This is a genomic window from Clostridium sp. (assembly GCF_022482905.1).
Lineage (GTDB): Bacteria > Bacillota > Clostridia > Clostridiales > Clostridiaceae > Clostridium_B.
Genome location: NZ_JAKVOI010000001.1, coordinates 3,326,829 through 3,350,319, shown reverse-complemented (window position 1 = coordinate 3,350,319; position 23,491 = coordinate 3,326,829). Strand labels below are relative to the sequence as shown.

At 34.6% G+C, this 23,491-nt stretch carries 22 protein-coding genes; 3 read left to right on the top strand and 19 right to left on the bottom strand.

Annotated features, from left to right (window positions below; all coding sequences use genetic code 11):
• Positions 1-13 precede the first annotated feature (13 nt).
• The 3 genes from rhaB to LKE46_RS16640 all read right to left on the bottom strand — a co-directional run bounded on the left by rhaB (position 14) and on the right by LKE46_RS16640 (position 3,552).
• Positions 14-1,411 carry a rhamnulokinase gene (rhaB, locus tag LKE46_RS16650; RefSeq protein ID WP_291725002.1) on the bottom strand — a complete coding sequence of 466 codons (1,398 nt, stop codon included), beginning with the start codon at positions 1,409-1,411 and terminating at the stop codon, positions 14-16.
• Positions 1,412-1,654: 243 nt separating this feature from the next.
• Entirely contained in the window at positions 1,655-2,872 is a 1,218-nt protein-coding gene (locus LKE46_RS16645; RefSeq protein WP_291724999.1) for a sensor histidine kinase, read from the bottom strand.
• Between the two features lie 2 nt (positions 2,873-2,874).
• A complete protein-coding gene (locus LKE46_RS16640) occupies positions 2,875-3,552 on the bottom strand; it encodes a response regulator transcription factor (protein ID WP_291724997.1) in 678 nt (225 codons plus the stop codon).
• A 157-nt stretch (positions 3,553-3,709) separates the two neighbouring features.
• Here LKE46_RS16640 and LKE46_RS16635 point away from each other — a divergent pair, with 157 nt between their 5' ends.
• From LKE46_RS16635 to LKE46_RS16625, 3 genes are read left to right on the top strand one after another with little or no spacing between them, the layout of a single operon-like run.
• The gene (locus LKE46_RS16635; protein ID WP_291724994.1) at positions 3,710-4,678 is read left to right on the top strand and encodes a glycosyltransferase family 2 protein; all 969 of its coding nucleotides are present in this window, start codon (positions 3,710-3,712) and stop codon (positions 4,676-4,678) included.
• Positions 4,662-5,081: a GtrA family protein gene (locus tag LKE46_RS16630; RefSeq protein WP_291724991.1), complete on the top strand. Its 420-nt coding sequence runs from the start codon at positions 4,662-4,664 to the stop codon at positions 5,079-5,081. The genes LKE46_RS16635 and LKE46_RS16630 overlap by 17 nt, the downstream gene beginning before the upstream one ends.
• A gap of 11 nt (positions 5,082-5,092) precedes the next feature.
• The gene (locus LKE46_RS16625; protein WP_291724987.1) at positions 5,093-7,228 is read left to right on the top strand and encodes a glycosyltransferase family 39 protein; all 2,136 of its coding nucleotides are present in this window, start codon (positions 5,093-5,095) and stop codon (positions 7,226-7,228) included.
• Between the two features lie 98 nt (positions 7,229-7,326).
• Here the strand turns inward: LKE46_RS16625 and LKE46_RS16620 are convergent, their stop codons facing one another.
• The 16 genes from LKE46_RS16620 to LKE46_RS16545 form a co-directional block, all read right to left on the bottom strand.
• Positions 7,327-7,803 carry a MarR family winged helix-turn-helix transcriptional regulator gene (locus tag LKE46_RS16620; RefSeq protein ID WP_291724984.1) on the bottom strand — a complete coding sequence of 159 codons (477 nt, stop codon included), beginning with the start codon at positions 7,801-7,803 and terminating at the stop codon, positions 7,327-7,329.
• 33 nt (positions 7,804-7,836) lie between these two features.
• Entirely contained in the window at positions 7,837-9,369 is a 1,533-nt protein-coding gene (locus tag LKE46_RS16615; protein WP_291724981.1) for a DHA2 family efflux MFS transporter permease subunit, read from the bottom strand.
• Positions 9,370-9,383: 14 nt separating this feature from the next.
• On the bottom strand, positions 9,384-10,037 hold the full coding sequence (locus LKE46_RS16610) for an HlyD family efflux transporter periplasmic adaptor subunit (RefSeq protein WP_291724978.1): 654 nt from the start codon (positions 10,035-10,037) through the stop codon (positions 9,384-9,386).
• Between the two features lie 21 nt (positions 10,038-10,058).
• Complete coding sequence (locus LKE46_RS16605; RefSeq protein WP_291724975.1) at positions 10,059-11,027, bottom strand: HlyD family secretion protein; 969 nt, start codon at positions 11,025-11,027, stop codon at positions 10,059-10,061.
• A gap of 174 nt (positions 11,028-11,201) precedes the next feature.
• A complete protein-coding gene (locus LKE46_RS16600) occupies positions 11,202-12,011 on the bottom strand; it encodes an HAD-IIA family hydrolase (protein WP_291724972.1) in 810 nt (269 codons plus the stop codon).
• Positions 12,012-13,391, bottom strand: coding sequence for a sn-glycerol-1-phosphate dehydrogenase (locus LKE46_RS16595; RefSeq protein WP_291724969.1), 1,380 nt, complete (start codon positions 13,389-13,391; stop codon positions 12,012-12,014).
• A gap of 25 nt (positions 13,392-13,416) precedes the next feature.
• Complete coding sequence (locus tag LKE46_RS16590) at positions 13,417-14,274, bottom strand: PTS system mannose/fructose/sorbose family transporter subunit IID (RefSeq protein ID WP_291724966.1); 858 nt, start codon at positions 14,272-14,274, stop codon at positions 13,417-13,419.
• Between the two features lie 24 nt (positions 14,275-14,298).
• Positions 14,299-15,057 carry a PTS mannose/fructose/sorbose/N-acetylgalactosamine transporter subunit IIC gene (locus LKE46_RS16585; RefSeq protein WP_291724963.1) on the bottom strand — a complete coding sequence of 253 codons (759 nt, stop codon included), beginning with the start codon at positions 15,055-15,057 and terminating at the stop codon, positions 14,299-14,301.
• A gap of 37 nt (positions 15,058-15,094) precedes the next feature.
• The gene (locus tag LKE46_RS16580) at positions 15,095-15,568 is read right to left on the bottom strand and encodes a PTS system mannose/fructose/N-acetylgalactosamine-transporter subunit IIB (protein WP_291724960.1); all 474 of its coding nucleotides are present in this window, start codon (positions 15,566-15,568) and stop codon (positions 15,095-15,097) included.
• A gap of 6 nt (positions 15,569-15,574) precedes the next feature.
• The gene (locus LKE46_RS16575; protein ID WP_291724957.1) at positions 15,575-15,991 is read right to left on the bottom strand and encodes a PTS sugar transporter subunit IIA; all 417 of its coding nucleotides are present in this window, start codon (positions 15,989-15,991) and stop codon (positions 15,575-15,577) included.
• Between the two features lie 310 nt (positions 15,992-16,301).
• On the bottom strand, positions 16,302-18,893 hold the full coding sequence (locus tag LKE46_RS16570; protein ID WP_291724955.1) for a sigma-54-dependent transcriptional regulator: 2,592 nt from the start codon (positions 18,891-18,893) through the stop codon (positions 16,302-16,304).
• A gap of 29 nt (positions 18,894-18,922) precedes the next feature.
• A complete protein-coding gene (locus tag LKE46_RS16565; RefSeq protein WP_291724951.1) occupies positions 18,923-20,224 on the bottom strand; it encodes a pyrimidine-nucleoside phosphorylase in 1,302 nt (433 codons plus the stop codon).
• Between the two features lie 13 nt (positions 20,225-20,237).
• Entirely contained in the window at positions 20,238-21,419 is a 1,182-nt protein-coding gene (gene deoB / locus LKE46_RS16560; RefSeq protein WP_291724949.1) for a phosphopentomutase, read from the bottom strand.
• Between the two features lie 24 nt (positions 21,420-21,443).
• Positions 21,444-21,842 carry a cytidine deaminase gene (locus tag LKE46_RS16555; protein ID WP_291724946.1) on the bottom strand — a complete coding sequence of 133 codons (399 nt, stop codon included), beginning with the start codon at positions 21,840-21,842 and terminating at the stop codon, positions 21,444-21,446.
• 230 nt (positions 21,843-22,072) lie between these two features.
• On the bottom strand, positions 22,073-22,687 hold the full coding sequence (locus LKE46_RS16550) for a LysE family translocator (protein ID WP_291724943.1): 615 nt from the start codon (positions 22,685-22,687) through the stop codon (positions 22,073-22,075).
• Positions 22,684-23,388, bottom strand: a complete 705-nt coding sequence (locus tag LKE46_RS16545; protein WP_291724940.1) for a phenylalanine--tRNA ligase beta subunit-related protein — start codon at positions 23,386-23,388, stop codon at positions 22,684-22,686. The genes LKE46_RS16550 and LKE46_RS16545 overlap by 4 nt, the downstream gene beginning before the upstream one ends.
• Between the last annotated feature and the right edge of the window lie 103 nt (positions 23,389-23,491).

Here is a 23,491-nt window from a genome sequence, read left to right as displayed (position 1 = left end):
ACCTCACTTTAATTTATTTAAATTCTTTGATATTGAAAGAATTACCTATCAATTTTCTTACCTCGCCCAGATCTTTGCATGCTCCTGAGCTTAGCAGCTGAGCTGAAATATTACCTATAGCTGTTGCTTCTGATGGACCGGCAAATACCGTTTTTCCGGTAACCTTTGCAACTATTTCATTTAATAAATCATTTTTGCATCCCCCACCAAAGATATTTATTTTTTTGAATGGTTTTTCAAATATCTCTTCAAGAGATTCAACTGAACTTTTATAACTATAAGCCAAACTGTTAAAGACACAAATTGCAATCTCCCCAACTTCTTCCGGGACCTTTTGATTTGTTTCAATACAATGGTTTTTAATTTCCTGGATCATATTTTCAGGTTTCAAAAATCTGTCATCATCTACATCAATTATTGAAGGAAAGTCCATATAATCTCTTGCCAAATCCGCAATTTCTGCAAAAGAATATTTATTGTCAAGATTTCTTCTAACTTCTTGAATAATCCAAAGCCCCATTATATTTTTTAAGAATCTGTATCTATAATCTATTCCTCCCTCATTGGTAAAATTGTAGTTCATGGCTTGAGGAACACATATCGGGAAACGATTTTCAACACCAATCAAGGACCATGTTCCGGAACTTAAAAATATGCTTTCATCATCATTGCAAACTGAAGCTATAAAAGCTGATCCTGTATCATGAGATGCCACTAAAATAACCTCCGTGTCAAAACCAAATTCATCTACCAGTTCATTTCTTAAATTGCCTAATTTTGTTTTAGGCAGTCTTATTTCTTGAAAAATACTTTTATTTATACCAAAAGTATTCAAAATCTTGTCATCCCACGTTCTATCAAAAGAATTCAAAAGCTGGGTGGTGGAAGCATTTGTATATTCTGCTGTCTTTTTCCCGGTTAACAGGAAATTCAAATAATCAGGTATCATCAAAAATGTCTTTGCTTTTTCTAGATAATCCTTGTGTTTCTCTTTTATAGAAAGTAACTGGTATAAGGTATTAAATCTTTGAAATTGAATTCCAGTATACAAGTACAGCATATCCTTTGGTATCTTTTCAAAGGCTTTTTCCATAAACCCCTCTGTCCTATTATCTCTATAGGATACTGCATTTCCTATCACTTTATCCTTTTCATCAAGCAGTACAAAATCCACACCCCATGTATCTATTCCTATGCTCTTTGGAATTTTACCTATTTCCCGACATCTTTTTATGCCATTTTTAACTTCATTGAACAAATTTTCAATATCCCAGCAGTATTCATCATTTATTTTGCCTATTCCATTTTCAAATCTATAAATTTCTTCAATCTTTAATTTTCCATTTTCCACATGGCCTAAAATATGCCTTCCACTTGAGGCACCAATATCTATGCCCAAATAATATTCCATATCTGTATCTCCTTGCTAAAATTTATTAATTGCCTTATTAATAAACATACTCTGAATTATACTAACCAAAATTCATATATTTTATGTTCTTCTTCCTTAATAAAATTATATAGCAGCTTAATCGTTATCACACTGTCCAGAAAAGCTTTACTTATTGTCAAAATCAGGCCATGATAAAAGAGCCTGCATTTACCAGATGTCTCTTCAGCATCTGGCAGATGCACACTCTCTGCCAAGTTATTTTTAATTTACAAACACAATTCTAAACGTGGATCCCTTTCCCACAGTGCTTGATACACTTATATTACCCCTGTGTTCCTCAACTATTGTCTTTGCAATTGCCAACCCAAGTCCAAAATTACCTTCTCTTTTGGCTCTTGATTTGTCGACCTTATAAAACCTGTCAAAAATCTTGTTTAGATGATTTTCGGGTATTCCCTCTCCAGTATCAGATACCAATATTTCGATTCCATTTTTAACTCTATGTACTTTAACCTTTATCGAGCCTCCTTCCGGAGTATGTTTTAGCGAATTATCAATCAAGATAGCTATAAGCTGCTTAATTCGTCCTTCATTTCCCATAAAAATTATGTCAGGTTCAATATTGGATTTAAGGTTTATTCCATTTTTTATGCAGACTGCTTCAAATGGGACTACTGATTTTATAACAGCATTACTTAAATCAAATTTCATAAATGAAACCTGACTCTTATTGGAATCAGATCTTGCAAGAAACAAAAGACTCTCTATGAGTTTGGTCATCCTGTCCGTTTCCAATTTAATATTCCCCAACCATTTTTTCTGACCTGATACCAGCTCATCATCATTGTCAAGAACTATATCAAGGTTTGTAGTAATAACTGCAAGCGGCGTTCTGAGTTCATGAGATGCATCGGCAACAAAAGCCTTCTGCTTCTCCCATGCACCTATCACAGGTTTAAGTGATATATTGGCGAGAAATAAACTTATTATAAATACAAGTACAAGACTTATAATACATATTACTGCAGATATAATTATCAGACGTCTCAGCACTTCACTATCAACAGATTTATCCAGGAGTACTACAATAAACCCATAACTTTTAGGAACCTTGATATATCTCAGGGCAATATCATTATAATTTACAGTACCCTTGTCTTCCTCCATATCAAACACTTTCTTTACTAAACTTTGTGATTCTGTTTTTGACAATGTGGAATTCAAAGACATATCTATGATGTTTCCATTTCCATCTACTTTTATAAAGAAATCTTCTGACGAATTAAGTCTTTTCTCTGGAGGAGGCTCCATTAATGGAGGTATATTCCCCATGTGGGCCGTCTTAGACATTCTCATATAGGCTGAATTATCAAAACTTCTCTGCATTAAAATATATATACCTGAAAATATAGTAATAAGTACAAGCCCGGTTAATATCAAATTAATTAAAATGAGCTCTAATTTTAATTTGCGGAACATAGTCAAATCTCTTTTAAACAATATCCTACACCTCTAACTGTTTCTATAACAACACCACTTTTTATGCACTTGAGTTTTTTTCTCAGGTGTGAAAAATATACCTCAATATTATTGTTCATTTCTATATCAGAATCAATTCCCCATACTCTATCCAATATCTGATCCCTGGTTATAACCTGATTTTTATTCCTCGCTAATAGTTCCAAAAGCTGAGATTCTTTAGAAGTGAGCTTTACCTTGTTCTCATTATACTCAATTTCTCCTTTAAGCGGATCAAATAACAAAGAATTCAATTTAATATTTCCATCCTGGATATAATTCATGTTTCTCCTTCCAAGTGCTCTTATCCTTGCAAGAAGTTCCTCCTTGGAAAAAGGTTTTATAAGATAATCATCCGCTCCATTATCCAAACCTTCCACTCTATTTTCAACAGAATCCATAGCCGTAAGTATGATTACCGGAATTTCAATTCCCTTCTTCCTCAATCCTTTCAGAATATCCAGTCCATCTTTTCCTGGAAGCATCCTGTCGAGTATTATTATGTCGTATATTTCTGTTTCAGCCATTTCCTGGCCCTCAATTCCATCATTGGCAACATCCACATTATAATTATTCTTTCTAAGAATGTATGCAAGTGCATCAGAAAGCATAATTTCATCTTCAATCAAAAGTAATCTCATAAACTTTACCTCCTATTATAAATTATATATTATAAATTGCAGTGTTTAAATTTAATTTACATTTATTGTTCATTTTTTTAAGTATTTTTTAAGTATTTTTTAAGGTTCAACTCCCAAAATAATATATATAATTAATAATCAAATCGAGGTGACTAAAATGAATGACGATATAATTTATTCCATAGTAGTTCCTTTATACAACGAAGAACTTGTAATTGAAGAAACTTATTCACAATTGAAATCAGTAATGGATTCTACAGGTGAAGATTACGAAATCATATTTATAAATGATGGAAGTTCGGATGGAACGAGAATCAAGACAGAAAAAATATGCCGCAAAGATAAAAATATAGAGCTTATCAATTTTTCGCGAAATTTTGGACACCAATGTGCAATAACCGCTGGAATGGAATATGCTTCCGGGGAAGCAATCGTGGTAATAGATGCAGATCTTCAGGATCCTCCGGATGTTATTTTACGGATGATTGAAAAATGGAAGGAAGGCTATGATGTAGTTTATGGGAAAAGGGCCCAAAGAAAAGGGGAAACCTTTTTTAAAAAACTTACAGCAAAGACATTTTACAGGTTGCTGGACAGTATTACAAGTATAAAAATTCCTGTAGATACTGGCGATTTCAGGCTTATAGACCGAAAAGTATGTGATACTCTAAAATCATTGCCTGAAAGAAATAGATATGTAAGAGGCCTTGTAAGCTGGGTTGGATACAGGCAGACATCAGTAGAGTTTATAAGACATGAAAGACTTGCAGGCGACAGCAAATATCCCCTTAAAAAAATGCTCAAACTTGCCCTTGATGGAATAACATCTTTCTCATACAAGCCTCTGCTGCTTTCAGGATATTTAGGCTGTATTTCTTTATTTATAGGAATAATCTGTTTAATCGTAATTATTATAAAGCATATGTCCGACAATACTGGCATAATAAATTTCGGACTCATTATAGGAATTGATTTTATAATGTTTGGCATTATACTTGCGTGCATTGGTATAATAGGGCAATATATAGGGAGAATTTTTGACGAAAGCAAAAATCGTCCAAATTATATTATTGAAAGTATAATAAATAAAAATAAGGAACGTGATAAAAATGAATTCTCTAACTAAGACAATGGATTTCATTTTCAACGGCAGACTCAAACTATTAAGTCGTTTTTCTGCAACAGGAATACTTAATACACTTATAGATTTTATTGTCTTTACAATATGCCAAAGCATAATAGGTTTATATTACACAATAAGCCAAATTATAGGCTACAGCTTTGGTATAGCAAATAGCTTCATATTTAATAAAAAATGGACCTTTGAAGCAGGCAACTCCAGGAAAAAACTATATTATGAATTATTTCAATTTACAGTAGTCAATATAATTTCCCTTTCTGTTACATTGGTTTTTATGAAAATACTGATAAGCAATTTTAATTCAAATATATACCTGGCAAAAATAATTGTAACACTTATGGCCCAGGCAGTAAATTTCATATTGTATAAGATTTGGGTTTTCAACTAAGGAGGAAAGTTATGAAAAAAATAAAATTTACAAAAGAAAAGATTGCGATAACCGCAATACTGTTGTTATCAGCAATACTTAACTTTGCAAATCTGTCTATAGAGAATTATGGAAATGAGTATTATGCTTCCGGAGTAAAAAGTATGCTGATGAACTTTAAAAACTTTTTTTTCGTATCTTTTGATCCTGCAGGTTTCGTATCCATAGACAAACCACCTCTGGGATTTTGGGTACAGACCATATCTGCAAAAATATTTGGATTCAGTGGAATCAGCATAATTCTTCCCCAGGCACTTGCTGGAGTTATATCGGTGGGAGTATTATACTATATGGTTAAAAGATCCTTTGGAACTGCTGCCGGAATAATATCTGCCCTATGCCTTGCTGTAACACCCGTTTTTGTTGCTGCAAGCAGGAATAATACTGTAGATAATCTTTTGGTTATGACTTTACTGTTTGCATGCATGTTTTTATCCAAAGCAGCAGAAAAAGGCAAATTCAAGTATTTGATAATAAGTCTTGTGCTTGTAGGCATAGGATTCAATATAAAAATGCTGGAAGCTTATATGGTAGGTCCTGCTATATATATAACCTATTTAATATCATCAGCTGCACCTGTAAAGAAGAAGATACTCCATTTGATAGCAGGAACAGTTGTACTTGCTGTTGTGTCACTGTCCTGGGCTTTTGTAGTTGACATGATTCCATCGCAGAACAGGCCTTTCGTTGGCAGCAGCTCAAACAATACTGTGATGGAGCTAATATTCGGTCATAACGGCCTTGAAAGGCTGGGCAGTTCAAATGGAGGAATGGGGCCTGGTGGAACCCCAGGGAGAAACAATGGAAATTCTGGCAATGAAAAATTTAGAAACTTTGAAAGACCAGCATCTAACGGCAATGGAACTAATTCAGGTAATGGTTCCTCTCAATTTTCACAAAATATGCAGCCTCCTAATGGCGGACAGGGATTTCCAGGACAAAGTCCTGATTCTTATGCAAAAAATGGTTTCCAAAATAGATCTTTTAAAGGACAGGGTGGTCCTGGCGGTTCTTCAGGTCTTTCCGGAACTTTTGGAGGTCAAACTCCAGCGGGTATCACAAGATTATTCTCGAAAAATGTTTTGTCTGATCAGATAGTCTGGTTCATCCCACTGGCCATCTTGGGATTTATAGCTTCATTAATGTTAGAAAAATTTCGTCTACCGTTAGACAGCAGAAAAAAACTGGATCTGGCATTATGGATTTTATGGCTGCTGCCTGAATTCATATATTTCAGCTATACAACTGGATTATTCCATCCTTATTATCTGACTATGATGGCTCCTCCAATTGCAGCGCTGTCAGGAATTGGAATAACGTCAATGTGGAAACTGTACAAAAATGGAGGCATAAAAGCATGGCTGCTTCCTCTAAGTTTTATTATGGAAGGTATCGTACACCTTGTTATGCTTTCATACTTCACAAGCAGTATATCTTCTACAATAAGAATAATAATTACGGCTGCTGTAGTAATGTGTTTTATTTCCTCTGCACTGCTTATAATATTGAAACTGATAAAGAAAGAAATCTTTACTGAAATACTTACTGCAGTTGCACTTGCAGGAATTCTGATTACACCTGCAATAGGGTCTTCAGCTGCTATAAATCATGCAGTCAGCGGAACAATACCTGCAGCCGGGCTTGAACTTCTGTCAAGCGGCAATTCCCAAAATCCTATGATGGGCCGAAATGGCAGTGGAATAAACAGCAGCAAAAACAGCAAACTTGTAAAATTTCTCAAGTCCAATGCTTCCAATGTAAAATATGCCCTTGTTGTATCCAGTTCAAATACAGCCCAGAGCATAATACTTGAAAGCGGTCAAAGTGTAATGGCACTTGGTGGATTCTCAGGTTCCGACAAGATATTGACCTTAAGTCAGTTCAAGGAGCTCGTTAAAAAAGGTGAAGTCAGATATGTTCTCTCAGGAGGAGGAATGGGCGGAAGAGAATCAAATGATATTATGTCCTGGGTTCAGAAAAATGGCAAAAAAGTCGATCAAAGCGAGTGGAGCGAAACTTCAGAAAAAAATTCGCAGGGAAATAGTTCTGACAATAGAATGGGAATGGAGTCCCAAACATTATATGATCTCAAAGATACTGTACAATAATAGAAAACTATAAATGAAGTTGATATGCTCCTTATGCAGCAGCTAGTTAAAAAACATTATTTAAAGGGAGCATATCATTTTTTATTGACTTCAATTGATCACTTTTTTATAAGAGAGGCAAAATACTCTAAAGATGAAATGAATTTTTCTATTTCTGAACGTTCCATATCTTTTATAGTATCAAATATAAAATTCGAAATAAACTTCTGTTTCATGATGGGTATATCATGACTCGTCTTAAAATCTTCTGAAAGCGACAGCTTTACGATTCTTCTGTTGTCTTCCGGTATTTTCCTTGCTACTATGCCCTGTTTAGTCAATCTATCTATTATTCCTGAAACTGTACTTTTTGTAAGCATCATGTGCTCACTTAGCTGGTTCAAGGTTATATCGGGATGTTTATACAGATAAAATATGACAGTAAGTTGTTGTACCGTCAGACCGTATTTATCAGCATTCTCCTTGAATTTGATACACAGTAGCTTATGGATATTCTTGAATGCAGCAATTATTCTTTCTGCCTGATCCGATAACAATTTATCATCTCCAGCAAACGAATCCTTTTTTAGATTCATCTTAGTTTAATCACCTACCTTGTTTTGTTTATTTTATGCTATTCCTTTTCCATTTCTCATTACAAAAGCCAACAATATAGCTGCAATTACTATGACAGAAGTTACAACTACAGCATATGACATGGCATCCAGCATAGATTGGCCTTGAATCATTGCGGCTAATTTAGATACAGCTGATATTTTTGCAGCGGCACCGGGCAGACCTGAGTGTATATATGCACTTGTTAAATAATTTATAGTATTATTGACAGTTTCATTATAAACATTTATTTGCCCCGATAATTTCAGATAATTGTAGTTTGTTCTATTTTGAATTATTACAGTCATTATTGTTATGCTTAAAGAACTCGATATTTGTCTTATAGCATTTGAAAGGGCAGATGCTTTTCCAATCAATTTTGTAGGTACTGCATTCATCCCTGCAGTATTTATTGGCATCATGGCAAGCCCCAGTCCAACCGACCTAACACATAAAATCATAGTTATAAATTCTCTAGTGGAATTCATGCTTATAGACGTTGAAAGTATATATGAGCTTATGGCAAGTATTACAAGACCCGGTATTACAATTGGTTTGGCTCCTATTTTATCAAATAAGGTTCCACTTATCGGCATAAGTATACCTACGACAATTGCTGCAGGAAACATAATTAGTCCGGTTTCCATTGCCGTATATCCTCTTATGTTTTGAAGAAATAAAGGTATTACATAAACTCCACCCATCAATGCAAGAGTTAAAACACAAGTTATAACCTGACTTACTGTAAAATTGAATAACTTGAACACACTGAGGTCCAGTAAAGGCTCAGGATGGGTAAGCTCATTTACTACAAACAGTAATAAACTCAAACACCCAAGAACCAATAATATTGGATATCTTGCTTTTGACCAATCAATTGAAGACCATTCTCCAAGAACATATAGTATACTGACTACACCTATAGTAGATGATAAAAATCCTATCATGTCAAATGATTTCGATTTCTTTACTTTTGGATCCTTCAATAAAATTGCCGCCAGAATTACACCTATTATACCTAGAGGTACATTTAAATTGAAAATAAGTCTCCAGTCCAACTTTCCAATTATATATCCTCCAAGTGTAGGACCTATTGCAGGAGCTGCCATGGAAGCTATTCCCCAAATACCAAGTGCAAGTCCTATTTTTTCTCTTGGGAATACTTCATACACTATTGACATTCCAACTGGCATTATCATTCCTCCACCTATAGCCTGAAGTATCCTGAATGATATCATGGAAGTATTATTCCATGATAGGCCGCATAACATAGATCCTATTGTAAACATCGTTAGTGCAAACATATATACTCTTTTGGATCCAAATACATCCTGCAGATATCCCGTTAGGGGTATAATTGCACCAAGTGCCAGGGTATATGATGTAAGTATCCATTTTGAATCATCCATTGATACACCAAATACAGTCATGATTTTAGGAATAGCAATGTTTACAATACTACTGTCAAGTATAGACATAAACGTACCTATTACTACTACTATTAAAGATAACCAGCTGTATATGGAATCATTATTATTTTGTTCCATAAACTATCACCTCGTTATTTGACATGAATCTTCACAACTGCATTGGTTCCTGGAAGTATCTTACTGTTAAATTTATTCAATTGTATTTTTACAGGTATTCTTTGTACTACTTTTGTAAATGTTCCACTTGCTGAAGATGGAAGAAGTGAAAATGCCGATTGAGTTGCTTCACCCACCGATTTGATTTTACCCGTAAATTTCTGTGATCCAAATTGGTCTATAGTAATATCAACCGGTTGTCCTATTCTTATTCTGCCAAGTTTAGTTTCCTCTATATTAGCTGTTATATAAAGATTATTTGGATCTATCATGGTTGCAAGAGTCTGACCTAGAGACCATATTTCACCTATTGTACCTTGCTTCTTAACTATTCTTCCACTTATAGGTGCTCTTATTAGAGATTCATCTATATTGGAATCAGGAAGGCTTGTTGAGTCTTGACGGGCCAATATCTGATTTTTTACAACCGTATCTCCTTCTTCCATATTGAGCTCTAATAATTTACCGCTTATTTGAGGAGTTACACTTACAAAATCAGCACTAACCTGGGCATCATCAGTTGAAACATAATATGTATTTTGATACCAATAGTAAAAGGCTATACTAATTAATGCTACCACAATTGCGACTAAAATCGCAATGATTAATATTTTTCGTTTATCTTTCATGCTGCTCAAAACCTTCTTTCTTTACTTTTGTAATGCAATTTCTGCAAACATTCCAGGTTTTAGATTGGAATATTTATCTGTCAGTGTAACTTTTACTAATACATCTCTGCTTTGAGCATTGACTTGTGAATTTATAACAGATACTTTTCCATGGAATTCTTTGTCAGGTATTTCAGATATCTTTATATCAACAGCCTGTCCTACTGACAGCTGGCTTACAACATCCAGAGGTGCATATGCATTTATAAATAAATTTGTAGGATTGACTATGGAAACTATAACTGATCCAGGAGAAACTGTATCACCTATATTTACATTTCTTGAACTTACTGTACCTGAAATAGGTGCAGTTATTACAGCATTGCTTAGCATAGTTTCAGCTGCTTTTAAAGCTGCTTCCGATTGATCCACCTGTGCTTTAAAAACATCTATACTTGATTTGGTAGGACCGTTTTTCAGCATATCAAGTTGTTCTTGAGCCGTTTTATATTGTGCCTGTGAAGTAGTAATTTGCTGACTTGCAGAATCAAGCTCCTGCTGAGCTGCAGCACCTGATTTTACTAAAGCTTGTACACGGTCATAGTTTTTCTTAACAGTCTGGTAGTTTTGATATGCACTGTCCACAGAAATCTGAGCCTGTGAAATTTGTTCAGGACGTGTGTTATTTTGTGCATTTGATAGATTCGCTTTTGCAGTATTTACTGCTGCTTGCGCTTCATCTACCTGGGATTGAAGATCTTTTGTATCCAACTTTGCCAAAATATCCCCTTCCTTTACTTTTGACCCTACATCCACAGATATCTGATCAATTTTTGCAGAAACTTTTGAACTTATATCAGCTTTCTCATTCGTTGCTATTTTTCCTCCTAATATAAATTGTTCATCAGCAGTCTGTGGGATGTTGTTTATAGTTTTGGCCGTATTTTTGGAAGAAGCGCATCCACTTAGAAGCATTATTGCAGCCAAACAAAATAAAGTAACCTTTTTCATTGAAAGTCCTCCCTATGTAAACCATTTTTATAAATATTGTTCGTATATTAACATTACTTATTATACAATGATTTATTTTCACATTCAAGAAAATTATTCTAAATTTTTATGCTATGTGCAGTTATTTTGAAAATAAACATACAATAAAAGGGAACCTAATAAAAGGCTCCCTTTTCAGTATAACTTTTCAAATACATCTTTTAACTGTGCGAGAGAATCAAATATAAGAGTTGGCTTTACATCTGAATTCTGTAGATCCTCTTTTTTAGCCTCTCCTGTTAGCACAAGTATTGTAATTGCATTATTTCCTTTTCCTATTGCAATATCCGTATACAGCCTGTCTCCTACAAAGGCTATATCACTTTCGTCAAGCCCAGTATCCTTGATTATATACTCCAATGTATATCTGGACGGTTTACCAAAGAATTCAGGTTTTACCCCGGTAGATGCAGTTATCATGGCACATATTGAACCGCAATCGGGAATAAAACCATTCTCCACAGGGCAATTGAAATCAGGGTTAACTCCCAAAAATACAGCCCCGTTTCTTATAAACTCACACGCCTTGGATACATTTTCATATGCCAGAGAAGTATCGAATCCAACCACAACTATATCAACATCTTTTTCTGTAAGTTTTATATCTGCTCTTCTAAAATCTTCTTTTAGATAATTATTTCCCAGTACAAATACATTTTTATTAAGGAATTTTTCTTTTAGATGATTTATTATGACCTGATTTGAAATCAACATCATATCATCTGTCAGATTGTATCCCATATTTCTTATCTTCTCTATATACACCCCTGCATTTTTAGAGGAATTATTGGTGAAAAATTTGAATTTTATATTATCTTTTTCCAGAAGTTTAAAGAAGTCTATGGAGCCGTCAAGAAGTTTATTTCCGAGATAAACTGTTCCATCGAGATCAAATATAAAACATTTTATCCTTCTCAGTAAATTTGCCATTGATTTATCATTCATTCAATCACTTACCTCATCTAAATATTTTTCTATTCCATATGCAAATTTTTCAAGCAGTCCAAGATCGGACAACAAACTCAGCACAGTATATCTTGTTCTTATCTCTTTGGACATCAATACAGCATTTAAAATAGCTTCATTTTTTATTCCTATTTGTTCAGGCAAAGTTGGTGCCCCTGCCTTTACTAAAATATCCTTTATTTCTTCAGTAGATGGAACTTCTTTCAATACTTTTTTAATTTCCTCCTGATGCTCCCTGATCCTCTTAATTCTTTTAAGTCTTTCTGGAATAGATGTGGTCTTGTCTTTTTCACTTATTTCAATAATTCCCTTGGCAGCTTCTTTAAAAGTAGAATTAACGTCTTTCGTCCATTTATCCATATCAAAAGACTTTGCATCAGATATGGATTTGTCAAAATCAATATCGCTGTTAGCAAGCATATCTCTGAGTTTTGTAGTTATGACTGTATTGACTCCTACTTTTCTTCCATGAAGTATTGCTTTCTTGTTTTCAAATAAAAGCATCATCTCAAAGTAATGGGCCAAATGATGTTCAGAACCTGAAGCCGGTCTTGAATTTCCTACAAAACTCATGGCTATACCTGTCAAGACCAACGCCTCCATTAGATTTTTTATTGCTTCGGATTCTCTGTTTTTTATTCCCTCTGCATTTTCTATACACTTTTTTAAAGAATCCTCAACCATTTTAACTGTAACATCACAATAGTATTCTTCATTTATAATCTTACTCAATTTCCAATCGTTCAGAGCCGAATACTTGCCGACTATGTCACCAAAGCCAGCCAATATCATATCTTCCGGTGATCTCTTCAATACATTTACATCACCAATAATTGCCTTTGGCACTGCAGCATCATAAGTTATTTTCAAATTTCCAACTATAAGTGCTGCACCATTTGATGCAAATCCATCCATAGATGGAGCTGTACCAACAATAATAGATGGTATTCTCAATTTATGGCTTACAAATTTAGCCAAATCATTTAAAGTTCCAGTACCAACTGTAACCATGGCATCTATATCTTCATCTGTCTGTATAAGAAGTTTTCCTGCAGCTTCTTCATCTGGTACAAGGTCCTCTTTGATTTTGAATATAAACTCTTTATACCCAAAATTAACTTTATCCAGAGTTTCTGCTACAAGTTTTCCTGCTGCATCATAAGTATGTTCATCTGAAACTAAAAGTACTTTCTTGAATCCATATTTTTTTAATAAATCCGGAATCTTTTTTATGGCATCTTCTTCAATTATTACATCCTCCAGCGCAATTGAATGCTTTTTTCCACACTGGCAATTCAGGTCATCTCTTAAAAAGTCATTCAACTGTAATTTACTCACATTTTCTATTGTTAACTCCATAGCAAACACTTCCTTGTACTATATTTTAGAATATTCCCAATATTCCGGTAGCTGCTCCAAGAACTATAAGAATTCCCATCAATTTTATTGGTGAAACACCTTTTTTTACCAGATGCAAAACCAATAGTGTCAATACAAGTGGTATAAGACCCGGCATCAACTTATCCAAAAGATCTTTTTGAAGACTGAAATTTACTTTACCCATTTTGAAAGTTATAAAAGTCTGTAAATTTACAAATCTACCAACAAGTCCCCCCATTACAAGAGTTCCCAAAAGAGATGCTGCTTCAATTACCTTGTTGATTTTGCCTCCTTTTAATATTTCCTCGACTGCCTTTTTACCAAACTTATATCCATTTGTCCACATAGTAAAGGAAATAGTCGTCATTATGGCATACTGGGCTGCCAAAAATATTATAGGTCCCAGTATATTCTGTGTATTTGTTATACCAATACATATTGCAAGAACAATAGGGGTTATAACACCCTGGGTAAGCGTATCACCAACTCCTGCAAGAGGTCCCATAAGTCCTGTCTTTATAGCATTCAAACTTTCATCGGTTATTGGCTTGTTATTGGATTTTTCCTCTTCCATGGCTATAGTTACGCCATGTATTACAGAGCCACAGATTGGTTCTGTATTGAAAAATGAAAGATGTCTCTGAACAGCTGCTTTCCTTTCATCTTTATCTTTATATAATTTTTTTATAACAGGCAGCATTGAGTGAGCAAAGGCTGTAGCCTGCAATCTTTCATAGTTGTAATTGGATTGGGCAAACATAAACCATCTAAGCCAGCTTTTGATTATATCTTTTCTGTTAAGTTTTTTTTCACCTTCTGTATTGTCATTTTTACTGTCAACTGCAATATTTGCATCCTTCATCAATATTCCTCCTTACATTGATTTCTATGCCTTTGCGGCCGAATTGGTATTTTTTATAGAAGTTATAGTCAGTGCAAGCACAACACCTATTATAGAAATAATGACTATATCCAGCTTGAAGTATACGGACATCAATATTCCCAAAACAAAGAATGGCATTGTAAAAGAGTTTCCTATTAGCTTCAGGTTCATTGCGATTCCCAGTGCAGGTAACATAGCTCCTATTACGTTAAACACATGTAATACATTCGGACTTAGAACCTTCAGCATTCCATCTACTGCAGTCGGGCCATAATAAGCTACTAGCATTGCAGGAATAAAACTAAGTAAAAACAGCACAATTTGTGGAGGTACTACATTTATAAAAGGCAACTTGTCAATATTACCTTTTTCAACTTCCTTGTCAGCCCAGTGAACAAAGAATGAATTGATCGTCATTTTTCCTATCCACAATACAGTTGCAATAGTTCCAAGAGGAACCGATATTGCCATAGCAGTTTTCACATCCAGATTGGATGCTATAGCCAATGCTGTACCAATATAACCTGCAAAAGATGGGTCTCCCATTTGAGCTCCTCCTGCAGATATAAATCCAAGATAGATAACATTTATTCCAGCTCCTATCAATGCACCTTCAAGCGGTTGTCCCAGTATTATTCCAGTTATGAATCCGGCAAGCAGCGGCCTGTTAAATGTAAAGAATCCAACATAAGTAAACCATGGACTCCATGAAATATAATAAAATATACCGATTAGTATTGCCTGTAGCAAAGAAATATGCATATACTATTCATCTCCTCAAATTTATTTTATATCTATGTTAAAGAAGTTTAGCTACAGCTATCTGTTTTGCATCAGGAACTATTTGCAAAAATACGTTTACACCTTTGTCAATAAGTTGTTTGAAAGCTGCTCTTTCTTCCTCCGAAATAGAAATATTTTTATATAATTGTTTTCTGCCCTGTCTTGCTCCAATGCCTCCCAAATTAAGTTCTTTTATATCAACACCGGAATTTATAAGGGAAACAACGGTCAATGGTGTCTTTACAAGTATAATTACCTTTTCTCCTGTATCATCACCATTTATCACTTTTGCGGCATCGTTTACTGTAAGTACATCAACGGACAGAGAACTTGGTGCTGCAGACTTTAAAACCATCTCCATAAATGAATCTTTTGCCACTTCATCATCTACTACAATAATTCTATTGGCTTTAGTAACCTTTGACCACGCCGTGGCCACCTGTCCATGGATTAGTCTGTCATCAATTCTTGCAAGAACAATATTCAACATAATACTTCACTCCCTATTTATTTTAATTTGATTAAATAATTCTTTTATTCCCTCATTTCCTGATTTAATACATAATTCCGTCAGATCATTTAGATTTGATCCATTTCTGCTAGTAAGTGCTTCCAAAAGCATCGGTAGATTAACTCCAGTTATACACCTAAAATCAGTATCTTTTACTTTATTCGCACTAAATGCTGCAGCATTATATGGACTGGCACCAAAAAGATCTGCAAATACCAGCACTCCTTCTCCATCATCAAGACTTTCTATACTGTCTTTAACCTTCAAAGAAAAATCTTCAATACTGTCACCATAATGCAGTCCTAAAGAAGCTGCCTGTTTCTGTTCTCCTATAATTAATTCAGCTGTTTTCAAAATCTCGGTTGCAAAGTTACCATGTGTTATTACCAGTACCCCAATCATCAAATCACCACTTCCTATATAGTTATTTATAAAAGCTAGATATATTTTTAATCTCGATATTCTTTAAAAGCAATATTTGTGCCAAAGATTTAAATAGCATGTGTATCAAAGCACATTCTCAAAGGAACTTTTGTCTTTAACAAGCAGTAATATTCTTTAAGTAAAAATTTATCATTGCAAATGTGTATTAAATTGCAATGTGTATCAAAGATGCGTATCAAAACTGTATCAAAACTGTATCAAAAAAAATATGCAGACCATTTATATTTTATAACATGGTCTGCATATACTTCATATTCTATATAAACTTCTAATTAAATCCGGAATTCAGCATCTCGACTATATACGCAAATTCTGAGTCAGGAACCTGTATTCCAAAAACTTCTTCTACTAAACTAAATCTACTTTTAACTACAGAAAAAAGATTCCTATTTTCATTTTTAATACTCAAGACATTTTTATACGGCAGAGGATAATTTCTTATGACTCTCTCTATCATACATGAGCAGTGGAATAAAAATTTTATATATAATATATCATCTACATTTTTATGAATATCCTGCGCTATATTTCTGATAACTTTATCCATAACCTCAGATACCTTTTTTACATCAAGGAAAGTCAGCATACCTTCAAGCATATTGATTGTTCTATCATGATATCCAATTTTGAAATTATCAATTTGGACAGGAGGATTGTCAATCTTCACTCTTTCTCCTATAAGCTGACTCATATTTTTTACGCTGTCTACCAGTACATCCAGGTTCATATTAGGTTCCATGGCTTTTCTAGCCGCTTCAATAACCATGGGTGTACTTACCATCTTTACATATTTTGTCGGTATCCCTGTTTTATTTGTAATTATATCGGAAAAAGTAGTGAGAGAACCCATATCTACTAGAAGCAATACACCTTTGCCTTTATCTATTTTCTTTACAGTTTGAATTGCCTTTTCCAAAATCACTTCAACTTTTTCCTCCAATGGCATATCAAGCGCATGGATACAATTATATCCCAAAAGTGTTTTTGTAACTTCTACCATATTTGTAGCAGTACCGTATCCATGCGCTATAACCAAGACCTGTATGTTTCCTTTAGCCCTGCTCTCATTCACCCAATATATAAACATGGTAATAAATGCTATTTCATCTTCTGGAATTTCAACTGAAAATTTTTCTTCAAGTTTTTTCTTTATGGTAACTGCTACGCCGTATTCTTTCTCATGTTCACTATATGCCTTTTCTATATTCGGGTATATCACAATTTGATTTAGATTAATTCTCTCCAAAAGAGTCTCTATATGGAGTGCCAGGCTATATATTATTTTAGAATCTGCCCCATCAAATTTATAATCGTTTTCTTCAAAGGATTTTTGTACAATATCTACAATTTCAGGAGTCACTATTTTAGAAAGTATTTCTTTTTTTAAAGTAACTTTTTCCGACATATTATTCCCTTGATTATTAGTGAAATACTCTTTTATTTTTTTATTCATATTCTGTTTGATCTCACTGGTAGGCATACCACTTTCATAAAACTTCTGTGCATTCTGCAGCATGGTTTCATATAAATCATCCTTGATTTTATAGTCATCATATACAAAGATATTATTTATCTTTGCATTCGATTTATCATTTTTTCCCTCAAATACTATGTTACCAAAATCGTTAAGATTGAAATTCTGAGCCAATTCATATCGCTTATTATCAATTGAAAACAAGCCATCTTTAAACCTGTCAGATAGCTGGGATACTTTTACTTCCACATAATCCTTGTTTTCCGTAATATAATCCAAAAATGCATTTGCACATATGAGCTTTATATCATTTTTCAACTGTCCTATATTTCCTGAACATTTATATAATAAAAGTATTTTTAAAACTTCCTTGGGTATCTTTACCGGTGCTTTTATTTTTATAGACTCTTCGCTAAAAAACTGACATATAAAATCCATTCTTTCTCTTAAAGTTCTGTTCTCCAGGCTTGGAAGCTTTATAACAACTTGAATTCTTCTCAAAAATGTATTCAACATAACGGATTCCGGATTTTCAGTTGTAGCAGCAATAATAAGCACGTCAGCTCTTCTTGTATTTTCAGATTCACCCAATCTGTTATAAGTACCTCTATCCATTATGGAAAAAAGCATTTCCTGTCCTTCAGCAGGAAGTCTGTGAACTTCATCTAAAAACAATATTCCACCATTTGATTTATCTATCAGTCCTTTTTTATCCGTATCTGCCCCTGTAAAAGCTCCCTTTGAATGTCCAAAAAGATGTGATAAAAGCAATTGTGGATTTTCAGCATAATCAGCACAATTAAAAACTACATAGGGAGAATTCCCATTCAATCTTCCTTTCTCTATTGCATATCTGTACATTACTTCAGCAAAAGTAGTCTTTCCTACTCCTGTAGGACCTATAAGCAGAGTATGTAATCCTTTTGGAGGGTATAATATAGCTGCCTTTGCCTGTTTTACCTGAGACCTCAAGCTTTCATTCGAACCAATGAGATTATCAAATATATTATTAATTGATTTATTATATAAAGATCCGTCACTATGTTTACTGCCTTTTGAGGCAACAGATTTCTTATTTACAATATCGCCGAAATTTTTTATTATGGGATTCTTGATTCTTATGTTCAACTTTTTTTCTATATATTCTTTATCCATATATAATACAGGTTTGCCCAGAATCTTAATCACTTTACCTTCTTTTACAAGAACGTTCAGTTCCTTACTGGCATTATTCCTATTTATATTTAATTGCTGTGCTACATATCTGGTTTCAAATCCAATTCTTTCAGAAGAAGTAATTTCATTTCTGGATAGAGCAGCGCTAAGTTCCTTTAACTTAAAGTATACCCTCTCTTTTCTACTAAGGCTATTACTTAAATTCTGCATAGATTATTCCCCTTTCTGTAGTGGGATATTTATTCTATAATCATCTTGTGTATAAGATACAATTTTTCAGCACAACTTCCAATAGAAATATTTCTATAAATCCTGTCTTTTATATCATCTACGTCTTCACTCTCTGCATAAACAGTAACAACGGTATCACCCTTTTTGACCCTGTCACCTATTTTTTTATGTAGAACAAGTCCGACACCTGGATCAATGCTATCTCCTTTTACAGCCCTGCCTGCACCCAAAAGCATTGCTGCAACTCCAATCTCATCAGCTGCAATATGAGATACAATTCCACTTTTTTGTGCCGGTACATCAATTTCATATCTTGCCTGTGGCAATTTTGCAGGATTATCTGCAACAGACGGATCTCCACCTTGACTTTTAACAAATACCTTGAATTTTTCAAGAGCCGCCCCTCTTTTTATGGATTCGACAAGTTTTGCTCTGGCCTCACCAAGGGTGTCCGCTTTTTTAGCCAATACAACCATCTGACTTCCGATAGTTAAAACAAGTTCTGTTAAATCACCTGGGCCATTTCCCTTTAATGTATCGATGGCTTCTTTTATCTCAAGTGCATTTCCTATTGCAAATCCAAGAGGCTGTGACATATCTGAAATTACAGCCATGGTCCTCCTTCCTAGACTATTTCCTATTCTGACCATTGAATGAGCCAGTTTTTCAGCATCTTCATATGTCCTCATGAAGGCTCCTGAACCTACCTTTACATCCAATACTATTGCATCTGCTCCTGTTGCAATCTTCTTGCTCATTACAGAACTTGCTATCAATGGTATTGAATTTACCGTACCAGTTACATCTCTAAGAGAATACAATTTTTTGTCTGCTGGAGTAAGATTCCCGGTTTGACTCATAATAGCAATTCCATTGTCCTTAACAAGATCTATAAATTTATCCGTCATGATTTCAGTCCGAAACCCGCTAATTGATTCAAGTTTATCAATAGTACCACCGGTGTATCCTAAACCCCGTCCTGACATTTTTGCAACAGGTACACCTAATGATGCAACGAGAGGTGCAAGTACAATAGTTGTTTTATCGCCCACACCTCCTGTAGAATGTTTATCCACTTTTATTCCCGCGATTTCAGATAAATCAATTGTCTCTCCCGATTTTACCATTGCCATGGTGAGATCCGACATTTCGCTATAATTCATACCTTGAAAGTATATGGCCATTGCAAGGGAGCTTGCCTGATAATCCGGAATTGTTTCTCCAGTATAACCTTCTATAAAAAAGTTTATCTCCTCCCTGCTTAATTCTTTTCCATCCCGTTTTTTCGATATTATATCCACCATTCTCATTTTTATCTTCCTTTCACAGTAATTGTTTCAAAAAACTTTTACCATATTCAGGCATCTTCACACTAAAATTATCTGCAATCGTTGCACCAATATCTGAAAATGTCCTGCGGATACCCAGGTCTTTTCCCACCTTGAATCGTCTTGAGTAAACAAGCAATGGAACAAATTCTCTCGTATGATCCGTTCCTCTGTATGTAGGATCATTCCCGTGGTCTGCCGTAATCATTATCAGATCATCTTTCCGAGCTTTTTTTAAGACTTCGGCGAGTCTTCCGTCAAACGCTTCCAATGCATCTCCATAGCCGATTGGATCACGTCGATGTCCATAAGCTGAATCAAATTCAACTAGATTTGTAAAACTTATCCCATGGAATTCTCCATCCATTAGTTCAACGAGCTTATCCATTCCATCCATATTTGATTTCGTTCTGATAGATCTTGTAATACCTTCTCCATCAAAAATATCCACAATCTTTCCAATTGAAATACAGTCAAAATCATTCTCTTTCAAATAATCCATTACAGTTTTTCCAAAAGGTCTCAAAGCATAATCATGGCGATTGGGAGTTCTCCTGAAGGTATCTGAGGTTTCTCCTACGAACGGTCTTGCAATAATTCTCCCAAGTTTATACGGTTCATGAAGTGTAATACTACGACAGTATTTACAAACCTTGTATAACTCATCTAATGGTATGATTTCTTCATGTGCGGCAATTTGAAGCACGGAGTCCGCAGACGTATAAACGATAAGCTCACCTGTTTCAAGCTGTCTTTCCCCTAACTCTTTTATAATTTCAGTTCCACTGGCAGGTTTGTTTCCTATGACCTTTCTACCGGAAAATTTCTGTATCTTTTCAATCAATTCCTCAGGAAACCCATCCGGAAATACATGAAAAGGTTTATCAACGTACAGGCCCATCATTTCCCAGTGTCCTGTCATAGTATCCTTGCTGCAGGACGCCTCCTGCATCTTTTCAAAGTACGCTTTAGGATTTCGAGCCTTTTCTATACCCTTTATTTCACATATATTTGACAATCCAAGCCCTGCCATATTGGGCATATTCAAACCATCTTTTCTCTGAGCCGTATGCACTAGCGTATTTACCCCAAAATCACCGAATTTATGTGAATCCGGCGCCTCTCCAACACCAACGGAATCCATGACTATAATATGTATTCTTTCAAATGGTTTCATAAATAACTCCTTCTTTCACAATAACTATTTTAAAAGATCATTTTTAGTAAAGGCTCCCGGTAGAATTTCATCCAATGTTTTAACAATATACTCATTTTCATTCTTGCCAAGAATTATTTTTGTATCTTTTGAAGCGAATTCCGATATTACCTGTCTGCAAATGCCGCATGGATAGATGTACTTATTATCATCACCCACTATTGCAATGGCAGCTATGGTTCTGTATCCATCGGATATTGCTTTAAATATGGCGGTTCTCTCTGCACAATTTGTTGCCCCATAGGATGCATTTTCTATATTACATCCTGTATATATTTTTCCATCCTCAGTAAGTACAGCCGCTCCAACCTTGAAGTTGGAATAAGGAGCATAGGCATTTTCTCTTCCCTGCAAAGCCTTGGAAATCAATAAGCTATAATCCATATTAGTATACCTTCCTTTCCTTACTCTTTACAAATATTATATATTTCTTTCAATAAATCTGCCAGTAAAATTCCATAATAAAAAACCACTAGCCAAACTAGTGGTTTTACCTTGTTATAGAAACGGCAGCAAACGACAACCAGGGCAGTACGACGCTTCGGGCCCAGATTGACATAATTTTTTGAAATTGTACTAATCAACTGCACATACTTCTTATTTTAATTTGTAAATTAAAATGGACTTAATGTAAGCTGGACTGCAAAAATAACGAAGATAATACCAAAGAATTTCTGTAACAAATTTATTCTTTTTGGAGAGTTGATTATCAACTTCTTTGCAGTTCCACCCAATATTCCATAACCAATAAAAACGATAAGTGTGAGAATCATAAAAGAAAGTCCATATATCAAACTCTCAATGACATAATTCATTCCGTATGAATTTACGTATTGCGGTAAAAACGAAAAGAAGAACAATGTCAACTTCGGGTTTAAAAGATTTATCAGTATTCCGCGATAAACTATGGAAATAGGCCTATCTTCCATTTTTGTATTTTCCAATTTTAGCTTTGTCTTGGAAAGCATCATACCGGCACCAAGGTACAGTAAATATAATGCGCCAAGTAATTTCATAATCGTAAATGCTTCACTGCTCATTTTTACAAGTAATGAAGAGAGAGCAATACTTATACACAGGTGTGGAACAATTCCTACTGTACAGCTAAATGCAGCAATCATACTTGCTTTTTTACCTTTAGAAATCCCAACAGAAATTGTATATATGACCCCTGCACCAGGGATTAAAATAATAATAAATGACGTAATAAAAAAAGTATATGTATTCATTGATTTTCGCCGCCTTGCATAGCTGACGTACCTATTACTCTCATATCTATAGGAACTGTATCAGGTGCAAATACACGAACATATCTCAACAGAGTTTCAAGCCCTTTTTCTATATGGCATTTGTCCAGCCCGGGAACCCCATCAATTAAAAAAAGTACATCCGTTGTTTTTTCTGTTATGCGTGTAGTATCATCCTGACCATAAATAATGCTCAATATATAATTCTTCTGGTCTCTAAGGCAAATATCCTTTGGTTTTAATACGATACCACGGTTTCCTGCACCCAAACAGGTTTCACCACCTTTTGACATCTGTATTGTGAGAGGAAGATGACATTTTTTTAAATCATGACCTGCAATGAGCAAGGATGTTTTCAACTCTGTCATAAACAGGGCCTGAACCAGTGGGATTGCATCCGGAAAATCTTTACCATTTAGAATGGATTCGAGCTGGAGCAGCACATGATATGTTTTTTTAAATTTCTTGTAATACCGGACATAAGGATTTACTACTTCATCAGTTTTACAAAAAGCTTTTCTGTCATAATTTGAATGGGAACTTCGAATACTCTCCAATTCGTCATAAGTAAATCTGCTAAAAACATCTTTCCTGCCAGGCTGCCCATAAAAGTTTTGCAAAACAAGTATTCCGAAAAATGTATTCTGATATTGGTTATTCATATTGGGATGTATTTCAATCATTTTTGTCCTCCTGATTTTACTTTAGTTTCATTCTGTAGTATAATTTATCATAAAATATTGGTTCTGATAAGTTCCACATTTTAGATATTTTTATAGAACCACT